Origin of the sequence: Geobacillus zalihae NBRC 101842, assembly GCF_001544135.1 — a bacterium.
Classification (GTDB): domain Bacteria; phylum Bacillota; class Bacilli; order Bacillales; family Anoxybacillaceae; genus Geobacillus; species Geobacillus zalihae.
Genome location: NZ_BCPV01000053.1, coordinates 1 through 25,036 on the forward strand (window position 1 = coordinate 1; position 25,036 = coordinate 25,036).

The 25,036-nt window shown below is 51.5% G+C and carries 22 protein-coding genes and 1 CRISPR repeat array; of the genes, 13 read left to right on the top strand and 9 right to left on the bottom strand.

All coding sequences use genetic code 11. The annotated features are described in order from the left end of the window. A CRISPR array of direct repeats spans nt 1-1,687; the repeat unit is 30 nt; unit sequence GTTTTTATCGTACCTATGAGGGATTGAAAC. Nucleotides 1,688-1,976: 289 nt separating this feature from the next. Continuing rightward, nucleotides 1,977-3,023: a DmpA family aminopeptidase gene (locus GZ1_RS13255; RefSeq protein WP_060788669.1), complete on the top strand. Its 1,047-nt coding sequence runs from the start codon at nt 1,977-1,979 to the stop codon at nt 3,021-3,023. A gap of 60 nt (nt 3,024-3,083) precedes the next feature. On the opposite strand, the gene GZ1_RS13260 is transcribed toward GZ1_RS13255, so the two are convergent. The 3 genes from GZ1_RS13260 to GZ1_RS13270 all read right to left on the bottom strand — a co-directional run bounded on the left by GZ1_RS13260 (nt 3,084) and on the right by GZ1_RS13270 (nt 5,688). Continuing rightward, nucleotides 3,084-4,316, bottom strand: a complete 1,233-nt coding sequence (locus tag GZ1_RS13260; RefSeq protein WP_060788656.1) for an MFS transporter — start codon at nt 4,314-4,316, stop codon at nt 3,084-3,086. Nucleotides 4,317-4,550: 234 nt separating this feature from the next. Beyond that, a complete protein-coding gene (locus GZ1_RS13265) occupies nt 4,551-5,204 on the bottom strand; it encodes a PspA/IM30 family protein (RefSeq protein ID WP_020754545.1) in 654 nt (217 codons plus the stop codon). After that, the gene (locus GZ1_RS13270) at nt 5,164-5,688 is read right to left on the bottom strand and encodes a hypothetical protein (RefSeq protein WP_060788657.1); all 525 of its coding nucleotides are present in this window, start codon (nt 5,686-5,688) and stop codon (nt 5,164-5,166) included. Before GZ1_RS13270 ends, GZ1_RS13265 begins: the two co-directional genes overlap by 41 nt. A 179-nt stretch (nt 5,689-5,867) precedes the next feature. On the opposite strand from GZ1_RS13270, the gene GZ1_RS13275 reads away from it, so the two are divergent. Next, nucleotides 5,868-6,251 (top strand): hypothetical protein, encoded by a 384-nt coding sequence (locus GZ1_RS13275; protein WP_129447002.1) that lies wholly within the window; start codon nt 5,868-5,870, stop codon nt 6,249-6,251. A 1,098-nt stretch (nt 6,252-7,349) separates the two neighbouring features. On the opposite strand, the gene GZ1_RS13285 is transcribed toward GZ1_RS13275, so the two are convergent. The 4 genes from GZ1_RS13285 to GZ1_RS13300 form a co-directional block, all read right to left on the bottom strand. Then, nucleotides 7,350-9,659, bottom strand: coding sequence for a YhgE/Pip domain-containing protein (locus GZ1_RS13285; protein WP_033005198.1), 2,310 nt, complete (start codon nt 9,657-9,659; stop codon nt 7,350-7,352). Between the two features lie 75 nt (nt 9,660-9,734). Beyond that, complete coding sequence (locus tag GZ1_RS13290) at nt 9,735-10,304, bottom strand: TetR/AcrR family transcriptional regulator (RefSeq protein ID WP_033005204.1); 570 nt, start codon at nt 10,302-10,304, stop codon at nt 9,735-9,737. 170 nt (nt 10,305-10,474) lie between these two features. Then, nucleotides 10,475-11,848 (bottom strand): sensor histidine kinase, encoded by a 1,374-nt coding sequence (locus GZ1_RS13295; protein ID WP_060788659.1) that lies wholly within the window; start codon nt 11,846-11,848, stop codon nt 10,475-10,477. Next, nucleotides 11,838-12,500: a response regulator transcription factor gene (locus GZ1_RS13300; protein ID WP_015373859.1), complete on the bottom strand. Its 663-nt coding sequence runs from the start codon at nt 12,498-12,500 to the stop codon at nt 11,838-11,840. The genes GZ1_RS13295 and GZ1_RS13300 overlap by 11 nt, the downstream gene beginning before the upstream one ends. A 179-nt stretch (nt 12,501-12,679) precedes the next feature. Here GZ1_RS13300 and GZ1_RS13305 point away from each other — a divergent pair, with 179 nt between their 5' ends. The 3 genes from GZ1_RS13305 to GZ1_RS13310 are packed head-to-tail and all read left to right on the top strand — an operon-like array spanning nt 12,680 to nt 14,500. Continuing rightward, nucleotides 12,680-13,105 (top strand): PepSY domain-containing protein, encoded by a 426-nt coding sequence (locus GZ1_RS13305; protein WP_060788660.1) that lies wholly within the window; start codon nt 12,680-12,682, stop codon nt 13,103-13,105. A gap of 23 nt (nt 13,106-13,128) precedes the next feature. Then, nucleotides 13,129-13,314: a hypothetical protein gene (locus tag GZ1_RS18405; RefSeq protein ID WP_081212707.1), complete on the top strand. Its 186-nt coding sequence runs from the start codon at nt 13,129-13,131 to the stop codon at nt 13,312-13,314. Next, the gene (locus GZ1_RS13310; RefSeq protein WP_060788661.1) at nt 13,295-14,500 is read left to right on the top strand and encodes a S1C family serine protease; all 1,206 of its coding nucleotides are present in this window, start codon (nt 13,295-13,297) and stop codon (nt 14,498-14,500) included. Before GZ1_RS18405 ends, GZ1_RS13310 begins: the two co-directional genes overlap by 20 nt. Nucleotides 14,501-14,933: 433 nt before the next feature. On the opposite strand, the gene GZ1_RS13315 is transcribed toward GZ1_RS13310, so the two are convergent. Next, nucleotides 14,934-16,652: a M56 family metallopeptidase gene (locus GZ1_RS13315; protein WP_060788662.1), complete on the bottom strand. Its 1,719-nt coding sequence runs from the start codon at nt 16,650-16,652 to the stop codon at nt 14,934-14,936. Nucleotides 16,653-17,226: 574 nt separating this feature from the next. Here GZ1_RS13315 and GZ1_RS19385 point away from each other — a divergent pair. The 4 genes from GZ1_RS19385 (at nt 17,227) to GZ1_RS13335 (ending at nt 19,299) form a co-directional block, all read left to right on the top strand. Continuing rightward, entirely contained in the window at nt 17,227-17,799 is a 573-nt protein-coding gene (locus GZ1_RS19385) for an IS630 family transposase (RefSeq protein WP_015373864.1), read from the top strand. Further along, nucleotides 17,753-18,292, top strand: a complete 540-nt coding sequence (locus tag GZ1_RS19390; RefSeq protein ID WP_060788663.1) for an IS630 family transposase — start codon at nt 17,753-17,755, stop codon at nt 18,290-18,292. The genes GZ1_RS19385 and GZ1_RS19390 overlap by 47 nt, the downstream gene beginning before the upstream one ends. Before the next feature lie 340 nt (nt 18,293-18,632). After that, the gene (locus GZ1_RS13330; RefSeq protein ID WP_255211296.1) at nt 18,633-18,989 is read left to right on the top strand and encodes a hypothetical protein; all 357 of its coding nucleotides are present in this window, start codon (nt 18,633-18,635) and stop codon (nt 18,987-18,989) included. Continuing rightward, nucleotides 18,970-19,299 carry an Mpo1-like protein gene (locus GZ1_RS13335; protein ID WP_060788664.1) on the top strand — a complete coding sequence of 110 codons (330 nt, stop codon included), beginning with the start codon at nt 18,970-18,972 and terminating at the stop codon, nt 19,297-19,299. Before GZ1_RS13330 ends, GZ1_RS13335 begins: the two co-directional genes overlap by 20 nt. 101 nt (nt 19,300-19,400) lie before the next feature. Here GZ1_RS13335 and GZ1_RS13340 read toward each other — a convergent pair whose 3' ends face one another. Further along, on the bottom strand, nt 19,401-20,267 hold the full coding sequence (locus GZ1_RS13340) for an Rpn/YhgA-type helix-turn-helix domain-containing protein (protein ID WP_060788665.1): 867 nt from the start codon (nt 20,265-20,267) through the stop codon (nt 19,401-19,403). Nucleotides 20,268-20,472: 205 nt separating this feature from the next. On the opposite strand from GZ1_RS13340, the gene GZ1_RS13345 reads away from it, so the two are divergent. The 4 genes from GZ1_RS13345 to rlmD all read left to right on the top strand — a co-directional run. Continuing rightward, on the top strand, nt 20,473-21,009 hold the full coding sequence (locus GZ1_RS13345; RefSeq protein WP_060788666.1) for an NfeD family protein: 537 nt from the start codon (nt 20,473-20,475) through the stop codon (nt 21,007-21,009). Between the two features lie 20 nt (nt 21,010-21,029). After that, complete coding sequence (gene floT / locus GZ1_RS13350; protein ID WP_055359157.1) at nt 21,030-22,553, top strand: flotillin lipid rafts scaffold protein FloT; 1,524 nt, start codon at nt 21,030-21,032, stop codon at nt 22,551-22,553. 149 nt (nt 22,554-22,702) lie between these two features. Continuing rightward, complete coding sequence (locus GZ1_RS13355) at nt 22,703-23,623, top strand: diacylglycerol kinase (protein WP_060788667.1); 921 nt, start codon at nt 22,703-22,705, stop codon at nt 23,621-23,623. 76 nt (nt 23,624-23,699) lie between these two features. Beyond that, the coding region (gene rlmD, locus GZ1_RS13360; RefSeq protein WP_060788668.1) for a 23S rRNA (uracil(1939)-C(5))-methyltransferase RlmD at nt 23,700-25,036 on the top strand (1,337 nt) is incomplete at its 3' end.

The following is a 25,036-nucleotide window of genomic DNA, read 5'->3' on the forward strand; positions in this document are numbered from 1 at the left end:
GTTTTTATCGTACCTATGAGGGATTGAAACATCCGTGGAGATAAAGTATTTTGACGTTGACGCGTTGTTTTTATCGTACCTATGAGGGATTGAAACAAATTGATCAGACTGAGCAAAGACGAAGCACTTGAGGTTTTTATCGTACCTATGAGGGATTGAAACTCACTCGCGACGGCATGATCCGGGTCGCGGGTGAGCCGTTTTTATCGTACCTATGAGGGATTGAAACCGATCAAAAAAGCCTAGATACCTTTCTGAAAATGCGTTTTTATCGTACCTATGAGGGATTGAAACGAATTTGGAAAATGGAGAAAACCTTTTTCCGGGGATGTTTTTATCGTACCTATGAGGGATTGAAACCTACAGAGATTACTACAAAGATAGATGATGATAAGCGTTTTTATCGTACCTATGAGGGATTGAAACAGCGCTGGGTAACCGCAGAGGTGTTGCCAACCATCCGTTTTTATCGTACCTATGAGGGATTGAAACTGACGGTGCCGACGACATGGGGATCCATGTAGAGATGAGTTTTTATCGTACCTATGAGGGATTGAAACCATCATCAAATTGTTTTATGATGATCTCACCATGCGTTTTTATCGTACCTATGAGGGATTGAAACACGCCTTGGCATCGAAACGATAATCGCATGTGGGCAGGTTTTTATCGTACCTATGAGGGATTGAAACGAAGATATTAAATTAAGATTATATGAGTATTTTAGCGTTTTTATCGTACCTATGAGGGATTGAAACTCCGTTGTCATTGCTGTAAGAAATAACTGTTAAAGTGTTTTTATCGTACCTATGAGGGATTGAAACTCAGTCCAGCTATATGGCTTTTTCAATCCTGCCATTCCTGTTTTTATCGTACCTATGAGGGATTGAAACGGGGGATACTGAAAAGCTTCAAAGAGGACGGCATCGTTTTTATCGTACCTATGAGGGATTGAAACACGCGAACGGGGGAAAGTCCGTCCAGACGATCCGCTGTTTTTATCGTACCTATGAGGGATTGAAACCGAAACCTGGATAGCAACCACAGCTGGATCAGTAAGTTTTTATCGTACCTATGAGGGATTGAAACGACTATTCCTTGGTCAGTAGTTGTGATGATTTCCATGTTTTTATCGTACCTATGAGGGATTGAAACAACATGATCCCCGCCTCATCAATCAAAACGAGACATTGTTTTTATCGTACCTATGAGGGATTGAAACCTGGTTCAACAGCTGAAAAAGTGATGTATGGTATTGCGTTTTTATCGTACCTATGAGGGATTGAAACATAAATTACACAATAACGCTATAAAGCGTCATGAAAGTTTTTATCGTACCTATGAGGGATTGAAACTATGAACGGCTGAAAGAGCAGATGGGCGTCACACAGTTTTTATCGTACCTATGAGGGATTGAAACTCCATCCGATGAAGATGAATGTTGCGAAAGTTTTGGAGTTTTTATCGTACCTATGAGGGATTGAAACCAGCAACGATTGGGATTATGCAACGCGAGCGCAGGTTTTTATCGTACCTATGAGGGATTGAAACACGGCAAACCCTAGCGCTCCGCCAATCGCAGTGGCCGCCGTTTTTATCGTACCTATGAGGGATTGAAACGCAGAAAATGCCTTTTCCACTTCCGCCAACACTCTTTGTTTTTATCGTACCTATGAGGGATTAAAACTTATCCAACTCCCCGTCTTCCACACATATCTGAATCGCGTTTTCACCCACGCAATTTGGTGATCTTTTCTCCTCTTGTGCTGTCTTCGCTGGCAATGTGGAGATGACCCACCATCTTCCCTTGATCCTCGCCACGCGCAAAACTTCTTCTTCGTTCTGTTTTTCTCGCGGCAGCTTTGTTCGATGCGCTATACTTGGATAGAAGGAGCAACATTTGTTTGCTTCCGGATGGGCGTTTGTTTTTGCTTTTTCACGATGGGGGCAAGCAAAGGAAAGAAAGGGGAACGGTTATGCGCTGCAAGCTTCGCGATCTCGGTTTTTCCATCGGCACGCTTCCGGTGGGGAGGCGGAACCAAATCACCGATGTGCCCGGGGTAAGGGTGGGGCATGTGACGATTCGCGAGGACATCGATGAACGGACGGTGATCCGCACCGGGGTGACGGCGGTGCTGCCGCATGGGGGCAACTGGTTTTTGGAGAAAGTGCCTGCGGCTTGTTTTGTGCTGAATGGGTTTGGGAAAACGGCTGGACTCGTGCAAGTCGAGGAGCTTGGGACGATCGAGTCGCCGATTATGCTGACGAATACGTTCAGCGTCGGGGCGGTTTGGCAAGGGACGCTGGAATATATGTTGGAGGCGACGCCGGAGATTGGGGATGTGACGGGGTCGGTCAACATTGTCGTCGGGGAATGCAATGACAGCTATTTGAATACAGCGCGGGTGATGGCGGTGACGAAGGAGCATGCGAAAGAGGCGATTGCCGCGGCGCGGGTGGAGATGGAAGAAGGGGCGGTTGGCGCGGGTACGGGGATGATGTGTTTCGGGTGGAAAGGAGGCATTGGCAGCTCGTCGCGGGTCGTGAGCAGGGGATATACAGTCGGGGCGTTGGTCGTGAGCAACTTTGGACGGCGCGAGGAGCTGCGGTTGGCGCCGTATGTGCCGCCGTCGTTTGATGAGCGGGACGTGCCGCCTGGGTCGATTATGATGATCGTGGCGACTGATGCGCCGCTTGATGCGCGGCAGTTGAAGCGGCTGGCGCGGCGGGCGGCGGTGGGGCTCGGGCGGACGGGAAGCTGCGTCCATCACGGGAGCGGCGACATTGTCATTGCGTTTTCCAATGCTTATACCATTCCCCATTTTTCGGATTCTGCTCTTCAACCGTTCCCTCCGCTCGTCCGTGATGACGCGCCGCTTATGAATGAGCTGTTCCAGGCGGCGATTGAGGCGACCGAGGAAGCGATTTGGAATTCGCTCACGACGGCCGAGACGACGACCGGGCGCAACGGGCGGGTTGGGGAGGCGATTCCGTATTCGCTGCTTCGACGGATGGGAGAATGATCGAAAACGGCCTGAAAGGGATTCCTCTCAGGTCGTTTATTTATGATCTTGGCCGCGCTGTCAGTGCCGGATGTGAAGGCGGTGCGCCCAGGCGGCGATTTTTTCTTTCATGTCTTCACGCCATGCGCGGTCGTGGGTGGTGGATCCGACCAAAGCCCCTGTGGCGATGAGGAGCAGCCCTGACAAGGCGAAAATGGCCGAAATGGATGCGAATCCTGCGATGGCTCCCGCTGCCGTCGGACCAGCGAGGTTGCCGAGAAAGCGGGAGCTGGCTGTGACGCCGAACACGCGGCCTTGGATGCGGCGCGGGCATTGCGCGTTGATCAGCGCTTGAAGGGCAGGCCATACCCCGCCGACGACAAGCCCTTGCAAGAAGCGCCAGACGTACAATTCATAAAGATGGTCCGTCCATACTTGCGGCAAGGCGAACAGGCCGGAGAGCAGAAGCAACATCGGCAGTGTTTTCTCCTGCCCGATCCGGTCGCCGAGCTTGCCTAAATACGGCGCGCCGATGATCGTGGCGATGCCGGTGATCGAGGAGGCGAGCCCTGATAGAAATGCGAGATTGCGAGAATCGCCGACGAGCGACTGGACAAAAATCGTCATCATCGAGTTGACGCCAAGAACCGCAATTTGCACGAGAAAGGTGGCGACAAACAAGATGACGAGCGGCCGATGGGCGAATACTTCTTTGAAACTGGCATGGCGCTCTTGCGTCTGCGGCGCGACGGGGTCTTTGTCGAGCCAAAAGACGACAGGAAGCAATGTCGCCAAAATGCAAAACCCGGTCACGAGAAACACCGGGCGGAAGCCGAACAGGTCGGATAAGGCGCCGCCGATGAGCGGCCCGATGATGTTGCCGGCGATGCTTCCCGTCTGCAGCGTCCCGAGCGCCTCGCCGCTATGGTCTTTTGGCACGACGCGCGCCAAGTACGAAAACGAGACGGTGATGAATCCCGAGAAAAAGCCGACCAAAAAGCGAAGAACAAGCAGCGCCATCGGCGAATGGGCGAACGCCATGCAGCTGGTGATCAGCCCCATGCCAATCCCTGCACGGATGAGGTTGGCGCGCTGGCCGTACTTGTCGGCGAACATGCCCCAAATCGGCGCCATGATGGCCGCCGACAAAAACGTTGCCGAAAAGACAAGACCGGTCCAGACGCTCAACGAATGGTGCTCGGTGACGCCCATTTCCCACAACAGCAGCGACAAAAACGGAATGACCATCGTCATTCCCGCCGACACCATGAAATTGCACAGCCAAAGGATGCGGACGCTTCGTTTCCAGTTCAAGGCAGGTCATCTCCTGTATTCTTTCGTCTCTCTAATTAATTTTAGCACGATGGAAAAACAAAGGAAACGATTTTGCTTATCAATGGGGCAAGACCATGGCATCGGGCATCGTTCAGGCTTGTCGCGGGCTGCATGTGCTTTTGGCCGCCGCTTGTCCAAGGGAGCGAAACAAACGAATCCCCCTTGCCAACTCGCCAAGGGGGGTGATCTATGTCAAAAGGGGGGAGGGGAAAATTAGGCGTTATGCGCTTGGGCGTCTTTCCATTTCGCCAGTTCACGTTCCACTTCTTCGTCAAACGGCAAAGGGGACAACACGGCGTTCGTTCCGAATCGGGCGGCTGCCGCTTCGGCTTCTAACGCGATGACGCGCTCTTCCATGCGGGCGAATCCGCGCAGCGCCTCGTCGGCGGAAAAGGAGGCGAGCGCCGAGTCGATTTGCTTCAACGCTTGCGCGGCGTTAACGCGGGTAGCGAGCTCCAGCTGCTTAGCTGCGAGCTCGTCGTACCGCTCGCGCAGTTGGTTTAGACGGTTGGCGACTTCCGCCGTTTTCGCTTTGATGGCGTCGTATTGTTGTTTGTACGCCTCCAGCTTTTTCTCATACAGCAGCTTGTCGCGCAAAGCGAGTTTGGCGACGGCTTCTTCGTTGCGCTCGAGCGCCAATTTCGCTTGGCGGCTCCGTTTTTCAATCGTCGCCTCCGATTGGGCAATGAGCGTCTCATAGCGCCGCTCGGCGACCCATTGCTGGGCGAGCGCTTGGCGCCCTCGTTCTAGCTGTTCTTCAAGTTCGCGCAAATATTGTTTCGTCATGGCGACAGGGTCTTCCCAGCGGTCGATTTGTTCGTTCACTTCAGCGAGAACGATTGTCTTCATTCGGCGAAAAATGCCCATTTGTTTGTGCCTCCTTTTGAATCGTTTTTTCCCATTCATCAAGCCAATCGGCGGAAACGGATGGCGCCGCTGGCATCAACACCTCAACAGCAGATGGTTTGCGCCCTTGACGCCGCCCCGAGGCGTACACCACGGCCAGTGCAAGCAAAATCAACACCCATTTCGGCAGCAACGCCGCAATTCCGAGCGCGACGAGCACCCAGCCGATCCAGCGCTTCGACCGCGCCGCGGCGAGCCATACGGCCCCGGCGGCGGCAAGCAAAAGAGGGATGAGCCACTTTAGGAACAACATCGGCATCATCCAGCCTCCACGCTGCTCCATGATGAACTCCCGATGGGGATGACCGAATCCGCCCGGCATGCCGTCAAACGGAGCGCCCGGCCGCCCGTGCGCCATCACTTCATGCGGAGCGAGAATGTGAAACAGGCTGACCCCTGCAAGGGCAACAAGGGCGAGCAGAAAAACTGCCCGAGCTTTCTTCAATCTCGTCACCTCCTTTTGTGTGGTGGACTGGCTTACGGTTTGTATTGTAGAAGGGGAAGGAGAAAATTAGGTGAAAAGCGAATGTTTTTTGAAGGGGTTTTGAGCATATCATCCATTAGGTGGGGAGCTGCGAGATGAACGGTGATGTTCGCATGACAGGTGGGGGAGGAAGGAAAGACGTGGTTCGGTCGTATGGGGTTGATGTGGGCGGCGCTTTGTTGGTGTTGTGGTTTTCCTTTTTGTTTCCGACGTTTTATGTTGGATATTATGCGTACGGCTCGTTTTTGGGGTTTGCCATCGGTTCGTTGATCGTCGGCCTGGCGAGAATTCGATGGCATCCGCAGGCGCGGTTCGGCGGTACTCTGATCGGTTCGTTCCTCATCATCGCGGTGTCTGTCCTCATCATCCGCCTGTTTCCCATCGAAATCCGCGATGTCGGAGACTTGGTCATGCCCTATGTCAATGCCGTGGTGAATGCGTTGATTTATTTTCTGGTGCTGAACGCCCTCCACTTGTGGCATCGCCTGGCAACGGGAAACGTTTCGTTTTGGAACAAACGGTGAAGCCGCGCATGCGGCCGTCGCAAGCAAAAGGCGCCCCAGTCTGTCTGGAGCGCCTTTTGCTTCAAAAGTCTGCTCGCCATGTTTTAACGCCTAATACAGTGAATACATGAACCCTAAGTTGATCGGTTTTCGATAATACATATCTGACCCGGATGAGTAGCCGTACGTGAACCCAGCCTCTTTAAGAGCTGAAATGGAAAATGATCCTGTTATACTATCGCTAGTCTTCACTTCAATTGTCGCACTTCCTGATGTCTGCACTTTTGTAGTAGGAAAAGATCCGGTCATATATAGATGCAATTTGAAGATTTACCATTTGCAGCTTTTATCGACTGTCAGGCGACCGAACAACGCCGCTTCCAGACCCATGTATGGGTCTGGAAGCAGGTGGTTGTTCGGTCTTCCGTCACGCCTTGGCGTGACGGGGCAAGCCATAGGCTTGCCTTCGACAGTCGAAAATGGACAAACCGCTTTTCCGTCAAGGATATGTTAAACTTCTTCGTTGCATCTATGTAGAAACGGTGTTTGCTACGTCACGAGTCAAATACCATTTCAATTCGGAAGGAAACAGAAATCATTCGAGCGGCAAGTAGAATGGATAATTTTTTCCAAAATCTATGAAATTCGAGGCAAGAGAAAAGTAAATAGAATAATCGAAATTATGAAATTCGCAGAATGGTCAAAAACAGCCAAAGTCGATGAAGGTCAACCCGACTATCGTTTTTGGCTCGAACATCCAAAAACGAAGGACAGGCTATTCCATTACAACATTTGGTTTAAGAAGAATAACACAATGATCTTCGATAAAAAAACAGGAAAATATGGGGTCCTTCCTTCAAAATATGAAACTGAATTGAAGCGTTTGCTCAGTGAGTAGGGCAACGTTTCAAGGAGATTGTTTGAACGTCAATTCACGTTTTGCTTCGTAACAAAGTAAACACAAAGAAAAATCCTCTTAATTTTCATTGAGAAGGTGCGAAAGGTGATGGAGAACGTGAAAAAACGGTTCTCCATCATCGTCCCTTGCATCGGAGAAACATCATGAAAGAATGATAACGATGGCAAGGGTCGATAGAAAAAAACAAGCTTCTGAAGCAATTACGCTTCAGAAGCTTGTTCGACGGCCGTGGCAAATTGGCGGCGATGTTGGATAGTCAAATAAACGAGTGTTCCCATCATCATGGCAACAACAAATAGAAGCAGCTTGCCGATGTTTTCCCACATAAACGAGAAATCACCGCTTGAGATGACCGCTTTCAATCCGAAAACCGAATACGTCATCGGAAGCCATGCGTTAAAGTGTTGCAACGAGCGTGGAATCAGTTCGAGCGGGAATGTTCCCGCGCTTGTTGTCAATTGCAAAATCAGCACGACAATCGCGATAAATCTTCCTGGATCGCCGAACACGGTAACAAGAAATTGAATGACAGATAAAAATGTGATGCTAGTGACAATGCTAAACACGATAAAGAGCGGGACGCTTTTTACGTGTAAATCGAGTCCAACCAGCAACACGACATCCGCCAGCAGTGCTTGCAAAATCCCAACGCCGATCAAGACGCCGAATTTAGCCAAAAACCAATGCAATGGCGAACGTGGAACCCCCGCTGGTTCGCGAAGCGGAAAGACGATGGAAAGCAACAGCGCACCCACAAACAATCCGAGTGACAAGAAGTACGGCGTAAACCCTGTTCCGTAGTTCGGCACTTTATTGATTTCTTCCTTGTGGAGATTCACTGGTTGGGCAAACATGTCGTAGACAGCCTCATTGGCCTTGACATCGCTTGCTTGTTCGGCTCCTTCTTTCAACTTATTCGCCAATTCTTTTGAGCCGTCTGTCAGTTGGTTGACACCATCTTGCAAATGTTTTGTCCCGTTCGTTAATTCCTTCGTTCCATCCGCTACTTGTTGTGAACCGTTTGCCAACCGACGCGTGCCATCTTGAAGCTGATCTGCTCCTTGAGCCAATGTTTGCAGGCCTGAAGAAAGTGTTCCACTGCCATGGGCAAGCTGGCTTGCTCCTTGTGCAGCTTCTTGCATTTTTTCATACATTGTGTTCATGCCGCTGACGAGTTGTTCTTGGCCATTCGCCAGTGCGTCTGCTCCATTGACAAGTTGTTGTTGACCGGCAAGCAGTTTGTCGATTCCGCGATCGAGAGCGATATGCCCTTCGTGCAGCTGTCGGGCTCCTTCGTGCAAAGAAGAGGCTCCAGAGTGCAACGATTGGGCGCCGCTATTTAACTGTGCAAGGCCGTTTTTGACTTGTTGGCTTCCTGATGATAGCTTCATGATCTGCTGTTTTAATTGTTCGTATACGGCTCTCTGTTGCGCTTGGGGAGTTGCCTTGATGAGCGCATCCAACTGTGTGTCCAACTGCTCAAGACCGTTTGCGACTTGTGCTGCTCCTGTTTGAACTTGTGCGGCTCCTTCCTGCCACTGAGCCAGTGAAGCTGTGAGCTTTGCCGCTCCATCGCTCAATTGTTCAGATCCTTGTAAAAGTTGCGGAATGCGGGCGTCGAGCGCTTGCATCCCCTCATATACGCGTCTTGTCCCTGAAGCAAGATTCGCTGTTCCTTGTTGAGCCTGCTTGGCTCCGGAGAGGAGTTTCTCTTGCCCAGCGGTCATTTGTTTCATCCCGTTGTAAAGCGTTTCGATTCCGGTTTGAACTTGCAATGAGCCACTGGCAGCTTGGTGCAGTCCGTCAGTAAAGCTCACGGATTTTTCCGCGAGTGTCGCTAAATGGTGATATAACGTTTCACTTCCGTCTTGTGCTTTTTTCATGCCATCATACAGTCGGTTTGTTCCGTTTTGTGCTTGGCTGAGTCCGTCATGCAGTTGTGCGGCTCCGTCGCTCGCTTTTGTCAATCCGTCAGCGACGGTTTGAATCGTATCAAACATGCTTTCGGCATATGTTTCTGTTATGGCGTTCGCTACTTCGTTTTTTATTTTTTCAACTGCAGTTTGACCGATTTGTGCCGATAGAAAGTTAAATCCCTCATTCGGTTTGTAAATGAGCTCCAGTTTTTTCGGATGATCGTCTTGCAGCGTTGTCGCATTCCGGGAAAAATCGTCAGGGATTTGAATGAGCATATAATATTTTTGTTCTTTTAACCCTTTTTCCCCTTCATGTTCGGTTACAAAATGCCAGTCAAACTGTTTGTTCTCTTTTAACTTCTCGACGAGATCTTTTCCAAGATGAATCTCCTTTCCGTCGAGCATTGCCCCTTTGTCTTGGTTGACTACAGCGACGGGAAGTTCATCCAAATGATTGTATGGATCCCAAAATGCCCATAGAAACATGCCGCTGTATAGAAGAGGGATGAATAATACAGCTATGACAGGAATCAGTACTTTGCGGTTGGTCAGAATGGCCTTCCATTCTTTCAACCATAATTGAAATGCGTGCATGCCCGAACCTCCTTTGTTTATAATTATGACTGATTTGTCCATTTAGTCATTTTTAGCCCAAAAAGTGAAGGATTATCATGGAGACAATCCTTTCAGCAAATACAGATCAAACAGTTCGGCAATGGTTTGTTGAGACAATGGTTCGTGCTCTTTTTCCCATTCAATGCTTAGTGCGATGTACATTTTAAACATGAAAAATGCCGTCAACTCAGGATCGCAAGGGCGAATTTCTCCTTTTGCCATCGCTTCTTCAATTTTTTCGCGAATATAGGCAATCATTTCGCGATCAAGGCGTTTCATCACCTCTCGTACAGCTGCGGTGCCAATATCGCGAACTTCCTGCAAAAGTTTGATGGTTAATTCATGTTCCTGGCGGAACGTAAAAATACGTTGCAAGGCGCGTTGGACGTTTTCGCTGAACGGCAAACGATCATCCATAGCCGCATCCGCTTCATGCTTAATTTCGGATATAACAGAGGAAACGATATGGTCAAGCAACTCTTCTTTGCTTTTGAAAAATGTATAAATCGTTCCTTTCCCGACATTAGCCATCTTCGCTACTTGATCCATTGTCGTTGCTTTGTAGCCGAACAGCGAAAATGATTGGGTGGCGGCATCAATAATTTGTTGTTTTTTATCCGACATGGGCATTCATCCTTTGTTTTGACTAAATGGACGATTTGGTCATCACGTTTTAAATCATAACATGAATACGTTCGATTCGCAACAACAATATTTATGTTTCGTTTTTCTCACTCGACGGCGCGTTCTGTTGGGGGAAGGAAGCCTTGGCCTTGCTGTTTTGTCCCCCGGATTTAGCAAGGAAGACGAACAAGAAATTCGGTTCCTTCCCCGATTTGACTATGGACGTGGATCGCGCCGCCGTGGGCGTCGACGATCCATTTGGCGATCGACAGCCCGAGGCCGTGGCCGCCTTGTTGGCGAGAGCGCGCTTTGTCGACGCGGTAAAAGCGGTCGAAAATGCGGCCGATGTCTTCCGACGGAATACCGATGCCAGTGTCCTTGACGGAAAGAAACACGTGCTTTGGCTCGGTGCGGATCGACAGCGTCACCTCGCCGCCTTCGGGGGTGTATTTGATCGCGTTGTCAAGCAAAATGTACAACAGCTGCGTCAATTTGTCCGGGTCGGCGGTGACAATCGCCTGCTCGGGAGCGTGAAAATGCATCGTAATCTGTTTTTTCGCCGCCAGTTCCGACATGAGCTGGAACGTGCGCTCGGCGTGCGGGCGGAAATCGAACGTTTGTTTTGAAAGCTCCAGCGCGGCGTGTTTCGCATCCGCGCGGGCGAGCGTCAACAAGTCGTTCATCAGTTTCGTGATTCGCTTCAATTCGTCACGCAGGCGGTCGAGCAAGCGGCGGGCAAAGTCGTTTTTCATCACATCCTCCTCAAGCGAAAGCGCCTCGACGGACGAGAAGACGACGCTGAGCGGCGTCCGCAGCTCGTGCGAGGCGTCAGCCACGAACTGGCGCTGCCGCTCGTACGCTTCTTCAATCGGTGCGAGCGCGCGCTTGGACATAAAGAAGCTGAGCGCGACGCCGACAGCGAGAAACAGCACCGCCAAGCCGATGAGCACAATGAGCAGCCAATGGAACACGCCGAAAAACGACGTGACGTCCATGCCGATATACAGCATGCCCACGAAATCGCCGTGGATGACGAGCGGACGGGCGGCGGCGAGCACGCGCCAGTCGCGGGCCGCTTCGCGCGCGAGGCCGGGCATATGTTCCGGCAAAGAGACGCTCATGTAGACGGGAGCGCGCTCATTTGCCTTGAGATGGGACAAGGCGTTTAAAAAATACGGACGCAGGCGCGGATGCACTTCATCCCCGGCGAGCAGGCCGCCGTTTGGGCCGATGACGTAAAAAAAGAGTTGGTCTTCGCTTAACAAAATGACATTTTCATCATCAAACAAGTCGAAGTTGCTTTGCTTGAGCAGCACTTGTTCGATCGTACTCGCCTCTTGCTCGGCGAGGCGGCTGATGCGCCGCTCTTGGTCAGAGGTAGCGATCCAGTAAAACAAGGCCGCGGCGATCATGACAAACAAGGCGAGAAACAAGGTGAAAATGCCGCTGTAGAGCGCCGTCAGCCGCCAATGGGCGCGGCGGAACAAGTCGGCGCTTCCTAGGCGGCGCAGCCAGTCGCGCCATTCCCTCCAGTTATTTTTCAATTTTATACCCCACTCCTCGAACGGTTTGGATGACATCGTCTTTCAACTTTTTGCGCAATAGCTTGATTGTCGCGTCGATCGTTTTCATTGACACATCGGCATCCCACCCCCAAACGCGGTCCAATATCGTTTCGCGCGGCACGACTTGCCCTTGGTTTTGTACGAGCAAATCGAGAAGCTGAAACTCGCGTGGAGTGAGGAAAATCTCTTCATCGCCGCGATGGAGCGTATGGCTTGTCCGGTTTAAGGTGAAGCCGTGAAACGCCACTTTTTCCTCTTGAAGCGGGACGAACGTCCGCCGTGCGAGCGCCTTGAGCCGCGCGACGAGCTCGTCGATTTCAAACGGTTTGACCAAGTAATCGTCCGCTCCCGCCTCAAGCCCGGTGACGCGGTCGTGGACGGCGTCTTTCGCCGTCAACATCAAAATCGCGCCTGTGTAGCCGTTTTGCCTCAACCGTCGACAAATGTCCACCCCATCGCCGTTTGGAAGCATCCAATCGAGCACGACGACATCGTAAAACTCCGCCATGGCGTAATCGTACGCATCTTCCCCTTCCTGCACCCAATCGATATGGTCGATCCCTTTCTTTTTCAATAAATGAACGATCAGCTCCCCTAGGTGAAGATCGTCCTCGGCCAGCAAAATTTTCATCGCCATTCCTCCCGTTCTGTCTCTCTTCCTTCTTAATCATATCAAATCGTTCGTGAAAAAACGGTGAAAACGCAGCCCATTCGCCGCGCAGAAGGCTGTTCTCTCAAAAAGAATTTTCACCATTTTTTCACCTTCCTTGGCTATCATGATGGACGAAGAGGAAAAGGAGGCAAACGGCGATGAGGAAAATGAGGAATTTGCATCTTTGGATTGGGCTGATCAGTTCGATCTTTTTGCTTGTTGAGGCGGTGACGGGGCTCCTTCTATCCGAGCCGTGGCTGATCGGCCAGGCGGAGCGCGGCGAGATGCACCGCGCCGCGCAGGAAAGAATGAACGCGTTCGGGGCGGGGCAGACGTCGGGGACGGGAGCGTCCACGGCCCCGATGACTCCGCGTGCCGAGGAAGGGGGATCGTCGCTGATGATGTTCGTCCGCCAGTTGCACGAAGGGAGAATCGGTTCGCTTGACATCCGCTGGGCGGTTGATGTCGGGGCAGTGGCGATGATCATCTTGACTGCGACGGGGATTTTCCTGTCGATCCGCACGCTCGCAGCCGGGCGGAGGCGGAAGCAGAAGCGGATGACGCCAGCGCCGGAGACGACATAACGTATGCAGAAAGGGATGAAACGATGCATCGGAACAATCGGAGGAAACAGTGCCGCTGGTCCTCCCTTTATGCGAGACCGATCGATGTCGGTGGCATCGTCGTATTTCGCCCGCCATTTCACTGCTTGGCGGCCATTCGCACAAAAATGTCGTATATGCGATTAGGGATCACGAAGGAGGAGATGAGCCATGGACATGATGCCATTTGAACCAACACCAACTCCGCAGCCGAAACGCCGCGGCCGCTTTGTATCGTGGCTTGCCGCTTCCATGGCAGGGGCGGTGATCGGCAGTGCGGCGACGTGGTATGTGGCGCCGAAATGGATGCATGAAGAAACGAATTCCCAAACGGAAACAGCGGAAACGACCGCAAAAAGCGAGGCGCTGCCATTGCAGCCGACGGCGAACGTCAAAACGAATATGATTGACGCTATTAACAAAGTCGCCGATGCGGTCGTCGGCGTCGTCAACATTCAGAAGCAAGTGGACTTTTTCTCTGATCAAGCGCAAGATACCGAAGCTGGGACGGGCTCAGGCGTGATTTTCAAAAAAGAAGGCAATGCGGCCTACATTGTGACGAACAACCATGTCATTGAAGGGGCGAACAAAGTCGAAGTGGCGCTCGCGAACGGCAAGAAAGTGAACGCCGACATCGTCGGCGCGGATGCACTCACCGACCTCGCCGTCTTGAAAATCCCTGCTGAAGGGGTGACGAAAGTGGCGAGCTTCGGCGACTCGTCGAAGGTGAAAATCGGCGAGCCTGTCGCGGCGATCGGCAACCCGCTCGGCCTTGATTTGTCGCGGACGGTGACGGAAGGGATCGTCAGCGGCAAACGGACGATGCCCGTCTCAACGTCAGCGGGCGATTGGGAAATCGACGTCATCCAAACGGACGCCGCGATCAACCCGGGCAACAGCGGCGGGGCGCTCATCAACAGCGCGGGGCAAGTGATCGGCATCAACAGCATGAAAATCGCCGAAACGGGCGTGGAAGGGCTCGGCTTTGCGATTCCAAGCGAAAATGTCAAACCGATTGTCGAACAGCTCATGAAAGACGGGAAAATCAAACGCCCGTACCTTGGCGTCCAGCTCGTCGATGTGGCCGATTTGTCCGATGACGTCCGCACGAATGAATTGAAATTGCCGGCGAACATCACAAGCGGGGCGGCCGTCACGTCCGTCGAACCGTTCTCCCCAGCCGCCGCGGCCGGATTGAAATCGAAAGACGTCATCACGGCGATCAACGGGGAGAAAATCGACAGCGTCAGCGCGTTGCGCAAATATTTGTATACGAAAACAGCGGTCGGTGATCGCATCAAACTGACGATCTATCGCGACGGGTTTGAGACGACCGTATCGGTCACCTTAAAAGCGAGAGACAGCAGCCAGTCGTAAGAAGACATCGCCTCTTTTCAGCCGAAGCGGCTGGAAAGAGGCGATGTTCATTTTCGTGTGCGGCGCTTGCTCATGATGCTGGAGTATAAAGCGAAATGAGACGGCTGTACGTTGATTCCGTGTCGTCAGCACTTTTTGTATCGAGTCTGCTCATATTGCGAGAGCTGGCAGGACGACGTGCAGCCGTTGCATGTCCGAGAGTGGGTGCGCCCTCAATACAGGGGGCCCCATGATCCGAATCATCACTTCGCTCGGAATGATGTTGGAGGAAGGGCTTCGTTTGCTGTTGTCACAAGGACCGAATTCCTTGGCTAGAATAGGCGTGCCTACTACGAGCCACAAGGACCGTTCGTGCCTCATATGTACAACAGCGAAGTCTCACGAAGGGATCTCAGTTGTCCATGGAGATGAGTAAGTTTGCTCACCTACGGTTTCAATTGGGCAACGACTCTCGGAAGCGGCTGCACCACCATAATTTGATTTTCCTGATGCTCCATTCGGTTTCTGTTGTTTGAAGCGCATGAACACGCCAATACATGGGCGGATGGGGCATAAACTGGAATTCCAAAAATCTAAAAAACCAAGAATCTCTTTCTAAGGAAGAGATTTTTTTGTCCTTTTTATTTGCTTCTTGCTCGTTTTTAAAATCAATGTGGTATCCTACAGACTTTTCCAATGCTCGATCTTGATATTCACACAGGATCGTCAAACTGTTAGCCATTTGAGCATTCCCACCGTCCAACAGCGTTGCTCCTAAATGATCTGCCCGGACTTCCATCCACTGTGTGAATAGAGATTGGAAAGCAGGAAGCAGAAAAATCAAGAGCCATAGGCCGAGAAAAACAAAGATTTGATTATGTTCTAGCCAATTTGGAAAGGCTTCATGGATAAGGAAAACACCAGCAAAAACTAACCCGATCAACGCAAATCGCAATAACTGTCCTATCAAGACATCTCGCTTTTTCACATGAATCGCCTCATGAGCCAAAATGCCTTCAATGGCTTCATGGGGAAGTTTCAGCGTTTCTGAAGTTAACGCTACCAATGATCGACCAATATTCGCACCTATCGCAAAACCGTTATATTCGGCCGATTCCGTAACATAAATATCAACATGAGAAAGGCCGGCACGTGAAAAGACTTTCTCGATGATGGGCAGCAAATCGGGATCGTCTATTTTCCTCATATCTAAAGCGATTTTCAATACGCGATCCGAAATCCATAGATTGAATATCCAAAATAGTATAATAACAGCGGTTGTTGCGATCGGCCCGATCCCCAGCAAAGTAAACAGTGTGAGAAGGGCTGCATAAGCTCCCACCCCTTTCACCGTTGCTGCAAAATACCATTTTCCTAAAAGTCGTTTCCAATTTTTCGGATGATAAAAAGGCTTTACTTCGAACTCTTCCATTTTATGTATTTCTCCTTTAAGGAGAAAATCCATCGATTCTAATGGATCAGGGGTGAGATAAACTTTTTCACCGGAAAAAGATAACTTCCACGTTTTCCCCATGCTGGTCGTATAGTCCATATTAGGAGAGAACAAAGAAAAAAGCTGGAATAGTTGCAACACATCCGGCCTTGTCTGAACGCTTACTTCTGAAAGTTCCTTCAATGGATATTTTTTGGTTTCAAACAAAGATACAGCATATAATGCTTCTTCGTGTTCTGCGTAAAAAAGGCGGAGAGAGCGAAGCAGTCCCACTCTTTTTGTCAGCCCAACAAAAAGAGAGATGAAGCTATATAAAAGGATGAACGTAATCGCGGAATTCGGCCCGAAAAGGAAATAAAGAACAGCAATGACGATGAAAAATCCGGAAAATAACAAATCCGCTAATAGGCGCTCTTTATTTTTAGACAAGACTATTTCTCTCGCACCTTGTTCTTTTAGTTGATCGATGATCTCTTTCAATTGGGTTTTGCTTCTTTCCGGTACCGGAGAGCTAAAAAAGCTAAATCCAAATATAAAAAAAATGGGCACCGTTTTTATAAACCCTTGATCTAAGAACACATAGACGATCCATCCGATTCCGAGTATCGCAGTGAGGATATGTACATATAAAGAAGGACACCATTTTTTAAAAAAGTATGCCAAGAAACCGAGAAAAAAGCCGACTGCAGCAGTCCAAATCGATATAGTCACATCTGGCATCTGTTGCTCCCCCTGTCTAGTTGAAAAAGTGCAAGAAAACCCCTAGTCATTATTTATCACTTAAGTAAATCCACTAACACCCATTGGTAACGAAATTCGTCCATTCTACATGTAGGTGGTTGACAATGGCATGTTGTTGAACGTTCATGAACGTTTTTCTCCAATATTGGTTCTTTTTTCAATTGACATTATAGCAGGGACAGGTTCGTTTTGTATATCTTTTTCTTTTTTCACTCCACTGCGCTTGTTGGGGAACATGAATATGACCTACAATATTTTCCTCACATGTAACGGATAACGATCATTCATGTAGGAGAGGAACCGTATGATTAAGAGACCCGTTTTTGTATGACTCATGTTGTTGTCTTCCGCATGATTCGTGATTTACGCTTACGAAAGCGAGCGGTCAGTGTCCTGGTATGTTCGTTGCATGAATGGATCAGCAGATTGTTGCTGATGTTTTGACCATTCATTGTATATACATGCTCATTGAAAAGTTAACCTTCGCATAAGCGGTGCCCACTCCGGTTATACTGCTCCTAATGAAAAACATGGAAAAGGAGCGGAATTCTGCATGAAACGTCTCAAAATCACCAACGATCACGGATGGACACCTCGGACACTTCGCAAACAGGAACGGAAAATCAAAAACACCCTTCTTCGCCAACGGGTGATGGCCGTTCGCCTCGTCATGGAAGGCTATTCGGGCAAAGAAGCGGCCTCCATGGTCAACGTGTGCCGACAAACCGTTTCCCATTATGTGTCGCTGTTCAACGAAGGCGGCCTTGAACTCCTGCTTCATCGGGATTTCGCCCCCGGGCGGGAGCCGTTTCTCACGGAAGAACAGCAAGAAAAGATCAAACAGCTTGTATTGACCACCACTCCCGCCGAACTGGGCTGGGACGTCGCCTCGGCGTGGAACACCAAACTCCTGCAATCCTATGTCGCAAAGCAATTCGGTGTTTCCATTTCCCGCGAAGCGCTGCGAAAACTCCTGCACCGCAAAGGGCTGTCGTGGACACGACCGACGTACACACTGGCGAAAGGGAACCCGGATGAGCAAAAGCAATTGGAAAAGCAAATGGATCTGATCAAAAAACTTGATCACCAAGGACACAGAAGATGCCGTTCTTCTGTACATCGATGAAACCCATATCCGCTCTTACCATGTCTTGCGGTCCACATGGTCAGAAGTCGGCCGCCAAAAACAAGTGCCGACGTTCGGCCATCATGCCCACGTATCGCGGTTTGGCGCGGTCAACATCCACGATGGTGAAACGGTGCTTCATCAAACGACCGCTGCCAATGCCGCGACGTTCTTGGATTTCTTGAGAATGCTCAAAGAGCGCTATTTAGACCGTCTCATCGTCTTGGTGTTGGATAACGCCCGCATTCACCATGCCAAAATGGTCAAGGAGTTTTTGCGGGAAGAAGGACAGTGTTTTCACTTTATTTACCTTCCTCCGTATTCTCCGCAACTGAACCCGATCGAACGCTTGTGGAAATGGCTGAAAGACACCGTGATCGCCAATGTGTTTCACAAACATCGAAACGATATCGTCCAGGCCATTGCTCGGTTTGTGGACGACATCCACGAACGTCCGCAGGAAGTGCTGCAACGCTTAGGGTGTGCAGGATGACTGAGAAGTTAACTCTTCATGTTGCATGTATATAGAAATTAGGTATTGATTCTCAAGTGCTAAACATAACAAAAGCGAACTGACTGCAGCTGAGCGGGCATGATCCCAAAAATGGAGGAGATCCCGTTCTAAGAGTTACGTCCTTCTGTGTTCCCACACTCTTTCCCGCAACTTGAAAACACAATTCATTATGAAGGGGAGCTTTGTGGGTGCAGGCCAAATGTGTGTTGAACTTGAGCAGCCGCTCCCTCACAGAGGAAGGGAACATCGTTCTAACAGGAAGGAACTCTTTTGGTTCTCATCGAATATGGCCATTATGACGGATGAAAGGGGATTTGAAATGGGCCCGAGTGCGCCGCTATGGATGTCCGTGTTGTACTACATTATGTGCATAGCCACCTTGATTGTCGGTATGGCGATGCTGGTGAAAGGAACGGTTCGCCGCTTGTATTCGCTCGTTGCAGTGATCGCAGTGCCGCTCTTTTTTCTGAACAATTTTCACACGATCGCCAGGGTCGGCGTCGATCCGTTCGCCTACTGGCAGCAATCCCTCATCGAAGGGCAATGGTGGGCGTGGCTGTCGCTTGTGCTGTTTCTGTACATGATCGGGTACTGGGTGCTGCTCGTTCGCGGCATTCGTGGGCGGCGCGCCGCATCCGTCGAAGGGGGAAAGGGAGATGGGATTCCGCGATTATGAAGAGTTTTGGCCATTTTATTTGACCCAGCACCGCAAACCGGCGACGCGGAGATGGCATTTTGCCGGGACGAGTTTTGTCTTTTTGTTCGTGATCATCGCGATCGTGACGAAGAACGCGTGGTGGCTGCTCGGCGCTCCAGTGGCCGCCTATGCGCTCGCCTGGTTCAGCCACTTTTTCATCGAAGGAAACAAGCCCGCCACCTTCGGCCATCCGTTTTGGTCGCTTCGGGCCGATTTTCGCATGTACAGGCTCATGCTTACGGGGCAGCTTGGGCGGGAATTGGAGCGGCTGGGGATTTCAGAGGAATAAAGCGAAGAACGATGAAAAGGCCTTCTCCCTGAAGATGTTCCAAAGTTTGGAGAAATGGGGGGCGGCAACCCGAATGATTCAGGGAGAAGGGGTTTGCCTTCTCATGGCTTCAATTGTTCAATCGTTTCTAGCGGCAGTCCGGTCAGTTCATGGATCGTGTCAGCATCAAATCCTTTTGCCAACATTCGTTTCGCAACATCCAACTTTGCTTTCTCCATTCCTTTCTCTATTCCTTTTTCCATTCCTTTCTGTTCGTATGACACGATAAGTTCCATGACTTTGGCAGCCTCCTTCTCCTCCATGGTCTTCACCTCATTTCGCAGTCGGACTTCTTCTTCCTCCGATAACCGCAAATACGTTTCGAAAAAGCCGAACAACAGACGCTGTCTCGCCTCATCGAGCTCGAGGCGGGCGAGCATGCGCAAAAATTCCTTTTTCACTTCCACCTTCTCCTCTTCATTATACCCCATTTTGCTTAACAGGGCGGCAGCGACCGGGTTGTCATGGCGGATGTATGTGCGCCATGGGAGTTTGGACAATTCCACCGTCAAAAAACGGAAATCGAGAACGGTCAAAAACGGAAACGAAACGGTGAATGAAGATGGTTCATCGCGGATGGCATCATAGCTGAAGATGGCGATCGGAAGAATGCGGCGGCGGTGTTTTTGAAACAAGCGGCTGAAATAAATGAACATTCGCTCTGAAAACGAGGATTGGATGTAGCTTTGATGTTCGATGTGGACGACGATCAGTCCATCTTCTCCTCTCAGCTTCGTCTCGACCAATAAATCGACTCGATGTTTTTCACCCGCGGTGACATCGGTCAGCACTTCTTCTGATAAAAAGGAAAGGTAGTGAAAGTCAATCTGTTCGTGTACGTGAGGAAAGAAGAGGAGAACAAATTCTTCAAAAAAGGTGCTCAACAACTCTTTAAACAGCCGGTCGTGGTCAATGCGCGTTTCTGACATGGTCTCCCTCCCGATATGTTTTTAGATTCGCATAGCTTGATTCGCCTTGCACTATGCAAAATCCTGCCGGTCTCCCTGCATTTTTTCTGCTGTTAGAAGAAGGAAATCAGGGAGGATTGTCGAATTTTGATGACATTGGAAAAATGATGAAACCAACGGCTGCCCTCGCCGTATGTATAAGCGAAGGGGAAAGGAGGGAGGGGAGTTGTTCAGCCATTCGCCTGAAGTTGTGTACGGATGGGTGCTTGTCGTCAGTGCGTTGTTGACGGTTTTGTATTTTTTCTTCAGCGATGTGCTTGACGGTTTGTTCGATGTGGCTGATCATCCGCTGTTCAGTCCGCAGCTAGTTTTATCGTTTTTCATTGTTGGCAGCGCGGTCGGATTGCTGGCGGAATGGTACACAGACTGGGCATCGAGCTTGGTTCTGTGGCTTGCCATCGGCGCGGCGCTTGTTGCTGTGTTGCTGTTGCACTTTTTCGTTTTTTTGCCGCTCCGTTCGGCTGAGGCGTCACTTGGGTATACGGACGCCGATTTGGAGGGAGCGCTCGCCAAAGTGATCATCCCGGTGCCGCCTGATGGATTTGGAGAAATTCTCATCTCCCGCAAAAGCGGGGCGGTGGCGAAACCAGCGAAAAGCCTCCATCGCGAGGAAATCGCTGCGGGGGAAGAAGTCGTCATCGTGCAAATGGAAAACGGCATCGCCGTGGTGGCGAGGCACGATCCGTATCATCTTTCCATCTAAAAAAAGAAAGGAGAAATGTCATGACTATTGCGCCATGGCTTGTCGTGATCGGCGTCGTCGTCTTGCTTCTTGTCGGACTTATTGCCATTTTTATCGCCCGCTACCGCACCGTCGGGCCGGACGAGGCGCTCATTGTGACGGGCAGCTACTTAGGAAGCAAAAACGTTCATGTCGATGAGTCGGGAAACAAAATCAAAATCGTCCGCGGCGGTGGCACGTTCGTCGTGCCGATTTTCCAACAGGCTGAGCCGCTGAGCCTATTGTCGATCAAGCTTGACGTGCAAACGCCCGAGGTGTACACCGAACAAGGCGTGCCCGTGATGGCGGACGGGGTGGCCATTATTAAAGTCGGCAGCTCAATCGGCGAAATCGCGACCGCGGCCGAGCAGTTTTTAGGCAAAACGCGTCAAGACATGGAAAACGAAGCGAAAGAAGTGCTCGAAGGCCATCTCCGTTCTATTCTCGGGTCAATGACTGTTGAAGAAATTTACAAAAACCGCGACAAGTTTTCGCAAGAAGTGCAGCGTGTCGCGTCGCAAGATTTGGCGAAAATGGGGCTCGTCATCGTCTCGTTTACGATCAAAGACGTGCGCGACAAAAACGGCTACCTTGATGCACTCGGGAAACCGCGCATCGCCCAAGTGAAGCGCGACGCCGACATCGCAACAGCCGAGGCGGAAAAAGAGACGCGCATCAAGCGCGCCGAAGCGGACAAGGAAGCGCGCAAAGCCGAGCTCGAGCGGCTGACGGAAATCGCCGAAGCGGAGAAAATCAACCAACTGAAGCTCGCCGAGTTCCGCCGCGAACAAGACATCGCCAAAGCGCGCGCCGACCAGGCGTATCATTTGGAGGAAGCGAAGGCGAAACAAGAAGTGATGGCCCAACAAATGCAAATCAAAATCATCGAGCGGCAAAAACAAATCGAGCTCGAAGAAAAAGAAATTTTGCGCCGCGAGCGCCAATACGACTCGGAAGTGAAGAAAAAAGCCGATGCCGAGCGCTATGCGATCGAACAAAAAGCGGCGGCGGAAAAGGCGAAACAAATCGCCGAAGCCGATGCGCAAAAGTACCGCGTCGAAACGCTGGCGAAAGCGGAAGCGGAGCGCGTCCGACTCGACGGGTTGGCAAAAGCCGAGGCGGAGAAAGCGAAAGGGGAAGCGGAAGCGGAAATCATCCGACTGAAAGGCCTCGCCGAAGCGGAAGCGAAACAAAAGATCGCCGAAGCGTTCGAGCGCTATGGCCAGGCTGCGGTGCTCGACATGATCATCAAGATGCTTCCGGAGTATGCGAAACAAGTGGCGAGCCCGCTTGCGAACATCGAGAAGCTGACGATCGTCGACACCGGCTCAGGAGCGGGAGGCGGCGCCAACCGCGTCACGGGCTATGCGACGAACTTAATGGCGAGCTTGCAGGAGACGTTGAAAGCGTCAACGGGCATCGATGTGAAGCAGTTGCTTGAGAACATCGCCCAAGGGGGCGCACCCGCCCATGCCCAGCCGCTCGGTGCGCCAGCATCGTCCCAAGAGGCGAAGACAACAGAATGATGCCTATCCTCCCACAGCGCCCTTCGTTTGAACCCGAGGGCGCTGTTTCTCGCCGCCTTGTTCACGACATTCGTCGGAGTTGCGCATGAAGCGTTGTTTCGTTATGATGGGAACGGGTGGAACGGAAAAAAGGAAGTAGGTTGAGAATAATGAAACGAGCTCGAATTATTTATAACCCGACATCGGGTCGCGAGTTGTTTAAGCGCCATTTGCCTGATGTGCTCGTGCGGTTGGAAAAGGCGGGCTATGAAACGTCGTGCCACGCCACCGAAGGGCCGGGGGATGCGACGGAAGCAGCGCGCCAGGCCGTCCTGCGGGAATTTGATCTCGTTGTCGCCGCAGGGGGCGACGGAACGATCAACGAAGTCGTCAACGGCATCGCCGATCAGCCGTATCGGCCGAAACTGGGCGTCATTCCTGTCGGGACGACGAACGATTTCGCCCGCGCCATCGGCGTGCCGCGTTCGATCGAAGGGGCGTGCGACGTGATCGCCACGGGTGAGCCCGTCCCGATTGACATCGGCTGTGTGACGAACGAAGACAAAACGCGCTATTTCATCAACATCGCGGGCGGCGGGCGCCTGACCGAGCTCACCTACGAAGTGCCGAGCAAGCTGAAAACGATGCTCGGCCAGCTCGCCTATTACTTGAAAGGGATCGAGATGCTGCCGTCCATCAAGGCGACCGAAGCGCAAATTGAGTATGACGGCAAACTGTTCGAAGGCGAGATTATGATGTTTTTAGTTTCGCTCACGAACTCGGTCGGCGGGTTTGAAAAACTGGCACCCGATTCATCATTGAATGACGGCTTGTTCGATTTTATCATCGTCAAGAAAACGAACTTGGCCGAATTCATTCGCCTTGTCACGCTCGCCGCGCGCGGCGAGCACATCAACGACCCGCATATCATTTACACGAAAGCGAACCGGGTGAAAGTGCACTCGCCGATGCAGCTAAACTTAGACGGCGAATTCGGCGGTATGCTTCCAGGGGAGTTCGTCAATTTGCGCCGCCATATTGACGTATTGATGCCAAAAGAAAAGGCAGAACAAGTGAGAACAGGAAGATAAGCCTGTTCTTTTCTTATGCCTTTCCCCTATAAAGGGCACGCTACATATACAGAGGAACGGCAGAAAGGAGAACGACATGACGAAGCAGCAACCACCAGTCGCCAAAAACGAGTATTATGACGTCACATTCACCGATTTGACCCACGACGGGCTCGGGGTGGCGAAAGTCGACGGCTTTCCGTTGTTTGTGAAACACGCGCTTCCCGGCGAGCGGGCGAAGGTGAAAGCGATCAAAGTGAAAAAAGGGTATGGGTACGGCCGCCTCGTGGAGCTGTACGAACCAAGCCCCGACCGCGTTGAGCCGCCGTGCCCCGTCTATCGCCAATGCGGCGGCTGCCAGCTGCAACACCTCAGCTACGAAGGCCAGCTGAAAGCGAAGGAAAAGCAGGTGAAAGAAGTGCTCGCCCGCATCGGCAAGCTAGAAGGCGTCACCGTCCATCCCGTCATCGGGATGAAGAACCCATGGCGGTATCGAAACAAGGCGCAAGTGCCGGTCGGCGAGCGCGAAGGGGGCTTGGTGGCGGGCTTTTACAAGGAGCGGACGCATGAAATCATCGATATGGACGCCTGCCTCATCCAGCAAGAGGCGAACGATGTCGTCGTCCAGGCCGTGAAGCGCATCGCCGAGCGCTATGGTATTCCCCCATACGACGAAACCACGCACAAGGGCGTTCTTCGCCATATTGTCGCCCGCTACGGCGCGTCAACTGGCGAGGTGATGGTCGTGCTCGTCACCCGCACGGACCATCTGCCCCACGAACAGGACATTGTCCGTGACATCGTCCGCGCCATTCCGGGCGTGAAATCGATCGTGCAAAACGTCAACCCCGAGCGGACGAACGTCATTTTCGGCGCCAAAACGCGGGTGTTATGGGGAAGCGAGTTCATCACCGACCGCATCGGCGGCATTCAATTCGCCATCTCGGCCCGCTCGTTTTACCAAGTCAACCCCGAACAGACGAAAGTGCTGTATGACAAAGCGCTCGAATACGCGGAGCTGACCGGGCGGGAGACGGTGATCGACGCCTACTGCGGCATCGGCACGATCTCGCTCTTTTTGGCGCGTAAAGCGAAACACGTCTACGGCGTCGAAATCGTCCCCGAAGCGATCGAAGACGCCAAGCGCAACGCCAAACTCAACGGCATCCAAAACGTCACCTTCGAAGTCGGCGCCGCCGAAGACGTCATCCCGCGCTGGTACGAAGAAGGCATCCGCGCTGACTGCTTGGTCGTTGACCCGCCGCGCAAAGGCTGTGACGCCTCGCTGCTTGAGACGATCATCGCCATGAAACCGCCCCGCGTCGTCTACGTCTCGTGCAACCCGGCGACACTCGCCCGCGACTTGCGCATCCTAGAAGACGGCGGCTACGAAACGATCGAAGTCCAGCCAGTGGACATGTTTCCGCACACGGC